10 protein-coding genes are annotated in these 13,012 nt (G+C 56.5%); 4 read left to right on the top strand and 6 right to left on the bottom strand.

What is annotated here, in order from left to right; all coding sequences use genetic code 11:
• The first annotated feature begins 76 nt into the window (after positions 1-76).
• Together M2305_RS11945 and M2305_RS11940 are read left to right on the top strand one after the other, a co-directional pair.
• Entirely contained in the window at positions 77-1,153 is a 1,077-nt protein-coding gene (locus tag M2305_RS11945; protein WP_046901442.1) for an AI-2E family transporter, read from the top strand.
• A complete protein-coding gene (locus M2305_RS11940; protein WP_046901441.1) occupies positions 1,150-1,776 on the top strand; it encodes an endonuclease/exonuclease/phosphatase family protein in 627 nt (208 codons plus the stop codon). The genes M2305_RS11945 and M2305_RS11940 overlap by 4 nt, the downstream gene beginning before the upstream one ends.
• Positions 1,777-1,779: 3 nt before the next feature.
• On the opposite strand, the gene cls is transcribed toward M2305_RS11940, so the two are convergent.
• The gene (gene cls, locus M2305_RS11935) at positions 1,780-3,192 is read right to left on the bottom strand and encodes a cardiolipin synthase (protein WP_099212261.1); all 1,413 of its coding nucleotides are present in this window, start codon (positions 3,190-3,192) and stop codon (positions 1,780-1,782) included.
• A gap of 115 nt (positions 3,193-3,307) precedes the next feature.
• Between cls and M2305_RS11930 the strand changes: the two genes are divergently transcribed.
• Positions 3,308-4,024 carry an arginyltransferase gene (locus M2305_RS11930; protein WP_099212259.1) on the top strand — a complete coding sequence of 239 codons (717 nt, stop codon included), beginning with the start codon at positions 3,308-3,310 and terminating at the stop codon, positions 4,022-4,024.
• Between the two features lie 2 nt (positions 4,025-4,026).
• Here the strand turns inward: M2305_RS11930 and parC are convergent, their stop codons facing one another.
• Positions 4,027-6,237 carry a DNA topoisomerase IV subunit A gene (gene parC / locus M2305_RS11925; protein WP_211496928.1) on the bottom strand — a complete coding sequence of 737 codons (2,211 nt, stop codon included), beginning with the start codon at positions 6,235-6,237 and terminating at the stop codon, positions 4,027-4,029.
• Here parC and M2305_RS11920 point away from each other — a divergent pair.
• Complete coding sequence (locus M2305_RS11920; RefSeq protein ID WP_264649463.1) at positions 6,214-6,690, top strand: hypothetical protein; 477 nt, start codon at positions 6,214-6,216, stop codon at positions 6,688-6,690. The two genes, parC and M2305_RS11920, sit on opposite strands and share 24 nt — an antisense overlap.
• Here the strand turns inward: M2305_RS11920 and recO are convergent.
• The 4 genes from recO to dnaE all read right to left on the bottom strand — a co-directional run bounded on the left by recO (position 6,650) and on the right by dnaE (position 12,970).
• Positions 6,650-7,447, bottom strand: a complete 798-nt coding sequence (recO, locus tag M2305_RS11915) for a DNA repair protein RecO (protein ID WP_264649966.1) — start codon at positions 7,445-7,447, stop codon at positions 6,650-6,652. The genes M2305_RS11920 and recO overlap by 41 nt on opposite strands.
• A gap of 123 nt (positions 7,448-7,570) precedes the next feature.
• Complete coding sequence (gene tsf / locus M2305_RS11910; protein WP_046901436.1) at positions 7,571-8,479, bottom strand: translation elongation factor Ts; 909 nt, start codon at positions 8,477-8,479, stop codon at positions 7,571-7,573.
• Positions 8,480-8,581: 102 nt separating this feature from the next.
• A complete protein-coding gene (gene rpsB / locus M2305_RS11905) occupies positions 8,582-9,376 on the bottom strand; it encodes a 30S ribosomal protein S2 (protein ID WP_046901435.1) in 795 nt (264 codons plus the stop codon).
• Between the two features lie 171 nt (positions 9,377-9,547).
• The gene (dnaE, locus tag M2305_RS11900; RefSeq protein ID WP_264649462.1) at positions 9,548-12,970 is read right to left on the bottom strand and encodes a DNA polymerase III subunit alpha; all 3,423 of its coding nucleotides are present in this window, start codon (positions 12,968-12,970) and stop codon (positions 9,548-9,550) included.
• Positions 12,971-13,012: the final 42 nt, after the last annotated feature.

The following is a 13,012-nucleotide window of genomic DNA, read 5'->3' as shown; positions in this document are numbered from 1 at the left end:
AGAGCGTGGCACAGTGTCCAGTCATGAACATGCAGGTCCCAGCCTTGAAGCCCCTGACCGTCCGGAAAACCATTGCATGAAGACCGAACGGATCATTCTTGGCTTCGTCCTTGTCGGAATTGCCTATGGATGTGGAATCATCCTCTGGCCATTTCTTTCGGCCATCCTTTGGGCGGCAATCCTGACTTTTGCGAGTTGGCCCATCTATCGGTGGCTACGACGCCATATTCGTCCGGCTCTCGCTGCACTCACCATGATGATGCTTAGCGCCGTGACTATTATCGTGCCTCTATCCGTTCTAACCTCTGCCGGAATCAGCGATATTCCAGCAACCATCGCCAGCCTGGACACGCTGCTTCTCAAAGCCGCCTCAGCTGGTCCACCCCCCGCCTGGATGGGGCGCATCCCTATGGCTGGCCCACACTTGGTCGAAGGTTGGTATCATCTGACGCATGACGTGGGTGCTGCCACGGAGATGCTGCGTCCTTACTTCGGGCAGATCGCTCATTTCACGCTTGCCGTTCTTGTGAAACTGGCCAGCGGTCTCGTTGAGCTGGTCATGGCGCTGTTCGTCGCATTCTTCCTCTGGTTGAACGGCGACGCCCTTGGCATGACCATTACGGCCCTCATCGCTCGCATTGCTGGCCCACGCGCTACACCACGGCTCATCAATGTCATTGGTCGGACCATTCGTGGCACTGTGTACGGCGTGCTCGGCACGGCCATCATTCAAGGCGTCCTGACCGGGATTGGCCTTATGATCGCAGGTGTCCCATCGCCCGTTCTCCTGGCGGGTATCGCAGCTTTCGTGGCTGTCTTTCCCATCGGAGCACCGTTAATCTGGATTCCCGCCGCCATCTGGCTGGCCATGACCCATCATGTCGGACATGGCCTTTTTCTGGCGGCTTATGGCGTCATCGTCATTTCAGGCGCAGACCACCTGATCCGCCCGATTTTCATTTCACGAGGGGCACAACTCCCTTATCTCCTGACCGTTCTGGGAGTTCTTGGCGGCGTGGTAGCCTTTGGCGGACTGGGGATTTTTCTGGGCCCTGTTCTTCTGGCCATCGGCTACACCCTGACAAGTGAGTTCGCTGCTGGCCCGCACAGGCCACAATCAGGCCCCCTCTATATTTCGGAGTCTCCCAAGTGACGGCATCCCTTATGTCTGGCGCGCCGTTCCGCGTTCTAAGCTGGAACCTTCTGCGCTGGGACGGCGCATCACTGGAAGACATCCTGACAGTCATTCGCTCGGAAAACCCGGACGTCGTCCTGATGCAGGAAGCTCAGGAGCCCGTTGATGTCCTACCGGAAATTCTGGGAGGATATTATGATCGCATCCCTCTGCCCGGTCGGCCACATGGTACCGCCTGCTGGAGCCGCCTGCCCTTCACGCAGCCTCCATCTTTCTGTCATCTGCCGCGGGGCCTGATGGTCAAGCGTACTGCGCAGATTCTCGATTTTGGAAATTTTTCTCTCGCCAACGTCCATCTGTCGCACGGTCAGATCCTGAACCGCAGGCAATTACGCAGTCTGACAGCCAACATGCATCGGCGTGCCGTTATTATGGGGGACTTCAATCTTGTTGGCCCAGTGCTCCTGCCCGGCTTTCACGATGTTGGCCCTCGTGAAAAGACACACCGCATGCTGGACCGCCTTCCCTTGCGGCTGGACCGATGCCTCGTGCGTGGAGTTAACCGCCTTGAGGCGAAGGCCCTGCCGCGCTTTGGCTCTGATCACCGGCCCATCTCGGTGACGCTGCGCCTCAATCCCTGACGGTTACAGGTAAGGAAGAAAAAGCCGGAGCGCCGCATTGCGAATCTGGATCAGATAAGGCGTCCGATCAATATCGTGATGGGTCAGGCGGTTTTTCCGGTGACTATCCATGAACGCAGACAGGTCCCGCGCGACGCCTGTATCGTAAATCTCCAGATTGATTTCGAAATTCAACCGCAGAGACCGTACGTCCAGATTAGTGCTGCCAACAAAGCTCCACTCATCGTCCACAACCATGAGCTTGGAATGGTTGAAGGGCGGGTCGGCCATCCATACGCGGCACCCGGCATCCAGAAACGGCCTCAGATTGGCATCTCGTGCATAATCAATGATGGCATGGTTGCTGCTCCTGGGCACGACAACGTCAATCACCACGCCTCGTAGGGCGGCCAGATTCAATGCGGCTGAAAATCGATCATCTGGCAGAAAATATGGCGTCATGAGGCGGACATGCGTCTTTGCCAACGTGATGGCCTGAAGCATTCCGTACTCAATCTTCTCCAGATCCGCATCCGGCCCAGACGTAACAATCCGCATGGGTACATCACCAACCGGAACCGGCTCAGGCAGATACGGCTCCCCACGAAGCTCTTCCCCGGTTGTAAAAGACCAATCCCAGGCGAAAGCTACGGAAAGCTGGTGCACAATTGGCCCACGCAACTGGAAATGCGTGTCCGCAACCGGCAGTTTGGTGCGGAGACGAAGCATGTTCTCCTCGCCGATATTCAGGCCACCCATGAAACCGAGACGACCATCCACCACCAGAATTTTACGGTGATTGCGGAGGTTGATGAACGGCATGCGCCACGGCCACACAGAATGCATGAACCGCGAACACTTCACGCCGTCCCGTCGCAGACGGCGTTCAATCGCACACCGGAAATATCCACTCCCGATTCCATCGACCAGAACACGAACTTCGACGCCCCGTCTGTGTGCTTCCACCAGAGCTTCCGCAAACATTTCTCCAATCCTGTCGGCCCGGAAAATGTAAGAGCACAGCACGATCGACGTCTGCGCCTGATTGATGGCTTCGATCATGACGGGATAGGCGTTATCCCCATCATGCAACACCTTGACGGAGTTCCCCCCCATCAGCGGCCGTTCTGTCAGTCGTCCGAGCATCTTCGCCAATGGCGCCAGATGGCCGTCCATCACCTGCCGGTATTTGGCGAGCAGCTCCCGTCCTTCCCAGGAATGATGATCGATCATCTTCCGGGCCCGGCGATGCACCCGGTTGATGCCGAACATCAGATAAAGCGCGGTCCCAACAAACGGCCCGACCCAACACACGCCAATCCACCCGGCACAGGCAGACGTATTCCGTTTATGCCGCAGCGCATGGAGCGTCACGCAGATGGGAAGCGCCCAGCGAAAAAACGTCAGAACACAATCCAGAATGGTCCAGTGCCTCATAAAACTCCCAATCAGGCCGAGGCTATACTCTTCCCGCAAAGATGATGGATGCGCCAGCGTCCTGTCTGGGTTAGGCTGAAGAACCCATCTGGTTTTCCATTGGAGGAGCGGCCCTGTGCAACACCGCCCACAGCTCTTCTATACAACCGAGCCAGCACCATGCCCGTACCTGCCTGACCGCATGGAGCGCAAGGTTCTGACTGATCTTTCCGGTCCGAATGCTTCGGCATTGCATGACCGTCTGTCCCAGGCTGGCTTCCGGCGCAGCCATACAATCGCTTACGCACCTGTTTGCATCGACTGCCGGGCCTGCAAGCCCCTGCGCCTTCCTGTAGGACTCTTTACGCCTTCGCGTGCCCAGAAGCGCGTCTGGAAGCATCACGAAAATACCAATGCTGTCATCATACCGCCGGTGCCAACACAGGAGCAGTTTGCCCTGTTCCACGCCTATCAGGAAAGCCGGCACACGGACGGCGACATGGCCCACATGTCCTGGCAGGATTACGTCGAACTGATTTCCAACACGCCGGTGGAAACGGTTGTCGTGGAATTTCGAACCCCTGAAGGCCAACTCGTCTGCGTCAGCCTCGTGGATATTATGTCTGACGGCCTGTCCGCAGTTTATACGTTCTACGATACATCCAGCCCGACGGCCTCTTGGGGAACCTATTCAATCCTGACGCTGATCAATCTGACCAAGCGGCGCGGAAGCCTTCACCTCTATCTGGGCTATTACGTCCCCGGCAGCCGGAAAATGGCTTATAAGGCCACCTTCCGTCCGGCTGAGATCTTCCAGGGCGGTCACTGGGAAACGTTGGCCGCGCCGGTCTGACATCAGCTTGGTTTGCGCAGGATCCATTGCGGGGCAGCACGCCCAACTGCACCGCGCCGTCCTTCAAGCGGAGCCAGATCAGCAGCAGGTCGTACACGCTGCCCGGGCTGCCACAGAAGGCCCTCTTCAAGCGTAAACGCTCGAAGATCCCGCAATGTGCTATCTCCCAGCTTCTGCAGAGAGACGCCTGACCCACGCGTCATCTCAGGAACCTGCTCCATTGGGAAAATAAGAACGCGCTTGTTATGCCCTACCGCCAAAACATGCGTTCCAACTGCCGGAATACAGGCAAAAACGCTTTCCCCATCCTTGACGTTAAACACCTGCTTGCCTGTACGCTTCTCAGCAACGATGCCGGCCTCAGAGACAATCATGCCACGCCCGCTTTCGGACGCGATCAGGCGTCTGCCATCTTCCGTCACGGGGAACATCGCTACGATGCGTTCTTCCTGTGCGATATCCATCAGCGTCCGCACTGGCTGACCGAAACCACGCCCGCGGGGTAGATCCGCAGCCTTGAGTGTGAAGGCCTTTCCGCCGCTGGCGATCAGACAGACCCGGTCTGTGCTCTGACACTCCGCCATCAGTCCTGGTGAATCGCCTTCCTTGAAGCGATGGCCTTCCGGGTCCAATCCGTGACCTTTCATGGCCCGTATCCAGCCTTCGCTGGACAGCAGGATTGTCAGAGGCTCACGATCAACCTCCAGAGCCGCTGAAATATCGATGGCTTTGGGCGGTTCAGCAATTGTTGTCCGGCGATCCCCTAGTGGGCCACTGCCGAACTTCTTGATCGTGGCGTCCAGATCTTTGCCGATCCGTGTCCAGCGCCGCTTTTCAGATCCCAGAAGGGTTTCAAGAGATTTCCGCTCATCCGCCAGCGCATCACGTTCTTTACGGATTTCCATCTCTTCCAGGCGCCGTAAAGAGCGCAGACGCATATTCAGCACGGCTTCCGCCTGAATATCCGTCAATGTGAAGGTCTTCATAAGGCAGACCTTGGGCTCATCTTCTTCTCTAATGATGCGGATAACCTCATCAAGATTCAGATAAACCGCCAGAAAGCCGTCAAGAATTTCCAGTCGACGCAGGACCGCCGCAAGGCGATGGTTGGAACGTCGAACCAGCACTTCATGCACATGTGCCAGCCAAGCCTGAATGACCTGCTTGATCGACAGAACACCCGGTACACGATCCCCGCCCAGAACGTTCATGTTCAGACTGAACCGGCTCTCAAGTGCCGTGTTCCGAAACATCGTCTCCATCAGGACTTCAGGATCACATCCCTTGGTCTTGGGCTCCAGCACCAGACGAATTTCCATGGTGCTTTCATCCCGGACATCCCCGAGCAAGGGCAGCTTACGCTGCTCCATCAACTCGGCGATCTGTTCGATCAGACGGGATTTCTGCACCTGATAGGGAATTTCAGTGACGACGATGCACCACGTACCAAAACGTCCCTGCTCAACTTCCCAGCGCGCCCTTGTCCGGAAACTGCCTCGGCCGGTTTCGTAAGACCGGATAATCGAATCCCGATCTTCCACCAGAATGCCACCGGTCGGGAAGTCAGGGCCTGGAATGTAATCGACGAGTTCCGCAACTGTTGCTTCAGGCTTCTCAATCAGAAGCTTTGCAGCTCGGCAGATTTCACCAGCATTGTGAGGCGGAATGCTTGTCGCCATGCCCACCGCAATACCCGCGGAGCCATTGGCCAGAAGGTTCGGGAACGTCCCAGGCAGGACAATCGGTTCGTGATCTTCGTTGTCGTAAGTAGGCCGGAAGTCGACAGCATCATCGTTGATGCCATCCAGCAGCGTCTGGGCAATCTCTGTCAGTCGGCTTTCCGTGTATCGCATGGCGGCTGCGCCATCGCCATCGATGGAGCCGAAATTGCCCTGCCCTTCAACCAGCGGATACCGAACGGCAAAATCCTGCGCCAGACGCACCAGCGCTTCGTAAACGGACGCATCACCATGCGGGTGAAACTTACCGATCACGTCACCGACGACACGTGCACACTTTTTAAACCCTGATGTGGGATCAAGGCGTAGCTGCTGCATCGCATAGAGGAGGCGCCGATGCACCGGCTTGAGACCATCACGTACATCCGGAAGGGACCGCGACATGATCGTCGACATCGCATACGCAATATATCGCTCGCTCAGAGCCTCCGCGAGCTTGGTATCCTCAATATGACCCGCCAGATCAACGCCCATGCACTTCCCCTTTTCTCCGCAGGAATTAGACACTGGCGGCCGCTTCTGTCCAGCGTCGCCCTCGTTCTTCTTTCGGCCTGTTCACCCTACCGGCCCATCCTCCATGAAGAGGATACACTGGCTCGCAGCGGCTTTGTCGCCCATCCGGCCGATACAACAGCCCGCTGGCAAATGATGAACCTGCTTCCTGCCAACACCATGACGTACCGCATGCAAGGCAATATTCCGGTCCTGCTCTATGCGGATCCGACAGCCTGCGGGTGCGTCTATATGGGCAATATGTCAGCTTACCACGCTTACCAGTCCGGCCACCATGTCTCTGCGAATGAAGAACAACGTATGACCGCAGAAATTAATCAGCATCCGGGATGGGACTGGTCCGTCTGGAACTGGCGCGCGGACCCGGATGCCGTCAGTGGCCTTCGTCCAGGTCCGGTTCAGGTACAATACTGACCGCATCACTCTGCAACTCGTTTGGCTCCGTCAATTTACGGACACGTTCAAAAAGCCTTTCGCGGGCTGCAGGCAATGGTTGATGCCGGACGCCAAAGACCCACCGTGCCAGAAAATGACCTGTCAGGGTCATTCCCTGCAACCATTCGTCAGGCAGGCCTTCTTCTTCGTCATGTCGGAGGAAGGCCGGAAGCGGCAATAGACGGTCCCGCCATTCTCCTGCTCCCGCAACGCTTACAGCCCGGCCAGATCGTGGAGAGACAAAATCCAGATCTTCAGTCGTCTCCGTAACTGCACAGGTCGAAAGATCCAGACCGTACCCAAGGCCACCGAGCAGTTCACGTTCCCAGCGAATATAGGCCGCCATGGGAGGCGGCTCGGGAGCAACAGCAATCAATGTAAGTAGACGGATCAAGCGCATGAAAAGCTCAGGATGAGGCTCACCTTGTGGGAGCGCCCCGTCAGCGAGGGCACATGCACTACTGACCATCGCCAGTTGCAACGGCAAGTCCAGCAATCTGGCTCCCACACTTTGCACCGGCTCGGCAGTCACACCTCCAAGCTGATCAGACAACCGGGCGCGCCATCTGGCCATGACAAGATTACCGGTTTGCCAAAGCGGGGCCTGTTTCCGTGAACCACCCCCACGGACCATTCCATGCGAAACACCGTGCTCTTCGCTCAACAGATGAACAAGTGCACTGCCTTCGCCGTAGGGTCGAACGGAGAGAACAAGCGCAGCGGCTTCCCATTCCATCATTGCAAAACAGCCCCACAGCCCCTGAAAACAGAAAAACTCCCGCACGATAACCATGCGGGAGTTTCCAGTCTCTCGTATCCAACTGAACAGGCAAGCCCATCAGCCGGAAAAAGAAAGATGTTACTTCGTGCCAGCAGCAGCAGCCACTTCAGCAGCGAAGTCGTTTTCTTCCTTTTCGATGCCTTCGCCAAGCTGGAAGCGCTCGAAACCAATCAGCTTCGCGCCAGCCTTCTCAACGACCTTGGACACGCGGCTTTCGCCGTCCAGCACCCAGACCTGCTCAAGAAGAACAACTTCTTCGTAGAACTTGCGGACACGACCTTCGACCATCTTTTCGATGATGGCTTCCGGCTTGCCGGACTCACGAGCCTGCTCGATCAGAACAGCGCGCTCACGCTCCAGAGATTCCGGATCAACGCTTGCAACATCCAGAGCGGCAGGACGGGTTGCAGCAACGTGCATACCAATCTGGCGGCCAAGCGTCAGAATAGCTTCGCTCTCGGACGGTGCTTCAAGAGCAGCCAGAACACCAATCTTGCCAATGCCCGGACGCAGTGCACTGTGCACGTAGCTTGCGACAACGCCGGTCTCTACGGACAGAACCTTGGCACGACGGATGGACATGTTTTCACCGATCGTGGCGATCAGGTGCGTCAGTTCGTCAGCAACCGTACGGCCAGACGGAACCTTGGAAGCCTTGATGGTTTCCAGGTCATCACCAACTTCCAGAGCAACCTGAGCAACCTGCTCAACGAAAGCCTGGAATGCTTCGTTACGGCCAACAAAGTCCGTCTCGGCATTGACTTCGACCATAGCGGCGCGGTTCGGGCCGGAAACAACGCCAACCAGGCCTTCTGCCGTGGTACGGCCAGACTTCTTGGCAGCCTGGGACAGGCCCTTCGTGCGCAGCCAGTCGATGGCGGCTTCCATGTCGCCAGAGGCTTCAGTCAGAGCCTTCTTGCAATCCATCATGCCTGCGCCGGTGCTTTCGCGTAGCTCGCGAACCAGGGCTGCGGTGATCTCTGCCATGTTCTCTTATCCCTCGAAAAGATCATGCGGCCGAGCGTAAACGCCCGACCGCATGCATGTTTTTCAGTTGCCGTGCCATCAGAGAGAACACGGCACGCTGTCTCAGTTAGCGGCTGGAGCCTGCTCACCTTCGGCGACGGCAGCTTCAAGAACTGCGGTCTCAGCCGGAAGCTCTTCTTCAGCGCCGATATCGTGGCCGGAAGCAGCCAGCTCAGCAGAAATGCCATCCAGAACTGCGCCAGAAATCAGGTCACAGTACAGGGTGATGGCGCGGATAGCGTCGTCGTTGCCCGGGATCGGGTACGTGACACCGGCCGGGTTGGAGTTGCTGTCCAGAATGCCGATCACTGGAATGCCGAGCTTGTTGGCTTCTTCAACAGCCAGCTTTTCCTTGTTCGTGTCGATCACGAAAATCAGGTCAGGCAGGCCGCCCATTTCCTTGATACCGCCGAGGGAGCGCTCGAGCTTCTCACGGTCACGCGTGATGTCGAGAACTTCCTTTTTCGTCAGACCAGCCGTGTCACCGGACAGCATGTCGTCGATCTGGCGCAGACGCTTGATGGAACCCGTGATGGTCTTCCAGTTCGTCAGCATGCCGCCGAGCCAGCGGTGGTTCACGTAGTACTGGCCGCAACGCTGGGCAGCTTCAGCAACATGCTCAGCAGCAGCGCGCTTCGTTCCAACGAAAAGAACGCGACCACCGTTTGCAACCGTCTCGCGGACCAGCTTCAGGGCGCGGTCCAGCAGGGGAACGGTCTGCTGCAGATCGATGATGTGGACCTGATTGCGAATACCAAACAGGTACGGCGCCATTGCAGGGTTCCAACGGCGGGTGTGGTGACCGAAGTGAACGCCGGCTTCAAGGAGCTGGCGCATGGTGAATTCTGGCATTGCCATGATTCAAATTCCTAGCATCTGGTTAGACCTCCGCATGACGACGCCCCTTACGGAACACCAGAAAACCTCATGGTCATGCGTGCGGATTGTCCGCCAACCTCCTTGAAGGGAAGAAAACGGACGAGCGCGATATGGCTGATACGCGCCCTTATTGCAAGAATTTTCTCTGGTTTATCGCTGTTCAGCCTTCTCTACGCCACGGATGGTGCGCATCCGCTCAGCCAACCGAGGCGTCACGCGATATGTCCCGGGCAGAAGGATTTCCACGTCCTGCGTCTCTTCCAGAGAAGGAAGCAGTACGACACGCCCATGTCCGCCAAGCATTTCTTCAAGCATTTCGGAAAGACTGGGCAAAGCGGCTGACTGGCGGAGCCACACCCGCATTTCAGACTGCTCAGCCGCAGCTGCGACCTCCAGATCCATGACGCTCTGGGCCGTAATCCGCAAAGCGTCCCCGTCCAGTTTGAGTTCAGCCTGCACAAGAATAGCTTGCCCTGCGACTAGAAGATCCCGGCAGGACATCAATGTCTCAGCGAAGAGCGTGACTTCACAGCCACCGCCACTATCCGAGAGATTGACCCACGCCATCTTCTTGCCAGTTCGGGTAGGACGCTCTTTCTTATCCACGACGCATCCAGCGATCTTGACGCGGGTACTCCCTGTTTTTGCAGCATTTTCTAATGCGTTCGACGGTGTGACACCCAGGCGCCTGAGAACCGTACGGTATGCGTCCAGAGGATGAGCGCTCATATGGAAACCAATAGCAGACGCTTCCAGCGAGAGACGTTCGAAGTCCGGCCAAGGGCGCCCCTCATTCAGACGGAGAATTTCCCGCTCCTGTCCGCTCCCGCCAAACAGACCCGTCTGACCAACCTGCTGTTCCTGCGCTCTCGCCTGCGCCCGCCGGATGAGGATGTCCGCACTCGCGAATACGGTGTGACGGTCTTTAAGAAGACTATCAAAAGCTCCTGATTTTGCGAGATTTTCTATCTGGATTTTGTTGATGCTTTTAGGGTCACATCGCTCTGCAAAATCTGTCAGATCCTTGAAAGGACGGTCTCCGCGAACTGCGACCACCGCCTCCATGGCGGCAGTCCCAACGCGCTTGATGGCTGAAAGCGCATAACGAATGCCCTGACGCCCGTCCTCCAGTGTCTCAATGGAAAAATCTGCCATTGAGCGATTGATATCAACGGGAAGCACCGAGATGTTCATACGCTTTGCTTCCTGACAAAGCGCAGCGAGTTTATCCGTCTTTTCCCGTGCCAGAGACATGCAGCCGGCAAGGAATGCGACTGGATGGTTCGCCTTCATCCAGGCCGTTTGATATGAAACCAGAGCATAGGCAGCGGCATGTGACTTGTTAAAGCCGTAGTCGGCAAAACGAGCCATAAGATCAAAGACTTCCACGGCTTTATCTTTTGGAATTCCTCGGGCCGTAGCGCCGTCAGTGAATATCTCGCGTTGCTTCTCCATTTCAGAGGCAATTTTCTTGCCCATGGCGCGTCTTAGAAGGTCAGCACCACCAAGGCTGTAGCCCGCCATCTTCTGAGCGATCTGCATAACCTGTTCCTGGTAGACCATGATCCCATAGGTCTCTTCCAGAATATCCCGAATTTCTTCGTGAGGCGGCTCCCATGCCTCGCCATGTTTACGCCGACAATAGTCCGGAATGTTGGCCATCGGCCCCGGTCGATACAACGACACACCGGCAATCAGATCTTCCAGACGACTGGCGGCCATCTGTTTGAGCATGTCGCGCATGCCCGCGCCTTCAAACTGGAAGACACCAGCCGTGTCTCCCTTGGCGAGCATTTCGAAAGTCTTTTTATCGTCTAATGGGATACGTGAGAGATCGACGATAATTCCTTGTTCTTTAAGGAAATCCAGACCACGCTTCAGAATTGTTAATGTCGTCAGACCAAGGAAGTCGAACTTGACCAGTCCGGCCTGCTCAACAAACTTCATGTTGTACTGGGTGACCAGCATGTCGCTCTTCGGGTCTCGATAAAGCGGCACCAGCTCGACCAGTTCTCGGTCACCAATCACGACGCCTGCGGCGTGTGTTGAGGCGTGCCGATAGAGACCTTCAAGCTGAAGAGCAATTTCCAGAAGCCGTTTCAAAGCTTCATCGCTGTCTCGCATCTCCTGCAGGCGCGGTTCGCCATCGATCGCCTGCGCTAGCGTCACTGGTTTGGCAGGATTATTCGGGATCAGTTCTGCAACCCGGTTAACCATGCCATAAGGCAAACCAAGTACACGCCCAACGTCACGGACGGCAGCTTTGGCCTGAAGTTTACCGAAGGTAATGATCTGAGCGACACGGCTTCCACCGTATTCCTCACGAACATAACGGATAACTTCGTCTCTCCGGTCCTGACAGAAGTCGATATCGAAGTCAGGCATCGAGACACGTTCCGGGTTCAGGAAGCGCTCGAACAGCAAGCCGAAGGGTAGCGGATCAATATCAGTGATGGTCAGTGCATACGCCACCAGTGAGCCTGCACCCGATCCACGCCCAGGCCCGACGGGAATATCATGCGCTTTTGCCCACTGAATAAAGTCAGCAACGATCAGGAAGTAGCCGGGGAAGCCCATCTTCGCGATGATGTCGAGTTCAGTTTGCAGACGATCTGAATAGATTTTTCTTTTATCTTCGTCCGCACTGATCGCTTCAAGGCGCTTTTCCAGCCCTTCCCATGCCATGGCACGAAGCGTTTCTTCTTCCGTTGAGCCCTCACGAACCTTCGGGCAAATCGGCAGAAGTGGCTTTCGCGTGCATGCAGCGATGGCACATTTCTGCGCAATAATAAGCGTATTGTCACAAGCTTCTGGCAGATCCTTGAAGATCTCACGCATCTCGGCCGGCGTCTTGAACCAGGCCTGCGGGGAAACATGCCAACGATCCGCTTCGGCCATCGTCCGCCCTTGCGCGATACAGATGAGCGCATCATGCGCTTCGTGCATCTGCGGCGTCGGGAAGAAGCACTCGTTGGTAGCCACAAGGGGAATATCAAGCTTGTCCGCGAGTGGGATCAGAACGCTTTCGATTTCGCGTTCACCCGCCGCGCCGAAGCGATTGAGCTCCACCGCAATATTACCCGGAAAAGCATCTGCCAGACGACGCAGCAGTTCTTCTGCCTCACCTTTCTGCTCGTCGTAAATCAACCGATTGATCGGTCCACGATTGCCGCCAGTCAGAAGGAACAACCCATCGGCATGCTGGCACAATACATCCACAGCGATTGTTGGATCAGCCGGATCGCCGTTCAGAAAGCCCTCAGAGGACAGAATCTGGAGATTGGCCAGCCCCGTCTCGTTCCGGGCCAGCACTACCAGCGGCTCAGAAGGAGCTCCGGGCTTGGTACTGCGCGATGGAAGGGAAAGCTGACAGCCGACAATCGGCTGTACACCGCTGCTTCGGCAGTAAAGAGAAAATTCCAGAGCACCAAATAGGTTGCCACTGTCCGTCAATGCAACGGCAGGCATACCGTTCTTCACGGCCAGACTAACCAGATCTGGAATGCGAATGGCACCCTGGCTCAGGGAGTAGGCTGAGTGATTACGGAGATGAACAAAATCGGCATGAGACATGCCTCTATTCTATCAGGACCGGCGAGCAGATACAGCGCTCTT

Source organism: Gluconobacter cerinus (assembly GCF_025961355.1).
In the GTDB taxonomy this organism is placed as follows: Bacteria; Pseudomonadota; Alphaproteobacteria; order Acetobacterales; family Acetobacteraceae; genus Gluconobacter; species Gluconobacter cerinus.
The sequence above is the reverse complement of the archived record's forward strand: the minus strand, read 5'-3'. Positions and strand labels throughout refer to the sequence as shown.

Coding starts and splice junctions, on each gene's coding strand:
- recO (WP_264649966.1), bottom strand. CDS start 7,447: ATGGAATGGGAAGCCGCTGCGCTTGTTCTCTCCGTTCGACCCTACGGC.
- M2305_RS11945 (WP_046901442.1), top strand. CDS start 77: ATGAAGACCGAACGGATCATTCTTGGCTTCGTCCTTGTCGGAATTGCC.
- parC (WP_211496928.1), bottom strand. CDS start 6,237: ATGGGCGTTGATCTGGCGGGTCATATTGAGGATACCAAGCTCGCGGAG.
- M2305_RS11920 (WP_264649463.1), top strand. CDS start 6,214: ATGACCCGCCAGATCAACGCCCATGCACTTCCCCTTTTCTCCGCAGGA.
- tsf (WP_046901436.1), bottom strand. CDS start 8,479: ATGGCAGAGATCACCGCAGCCCTGGTTCGCGAGCTACGCGAAAGCACC.
- rpsB (WP_046901435.1), bottom strand. CDS start 9,376: ATGGCAATGCCAGAATTCACCATGCGCCAGCTCCTTGAAGCCGGCGTT.
- dnaE (WP_264649462.1), bottom strand. CDS start 12,970: ATGTCTCATGCCGATTTTGTTCATCTCCGTAATCACTCAGCCTACTCC.
- cls (WP_099212261.1), bottom strand. CDS start 3,192: ATGAGGCACTGGACCATTCTGGATTGTGTTCTGACGTTTTTTCGCTGG.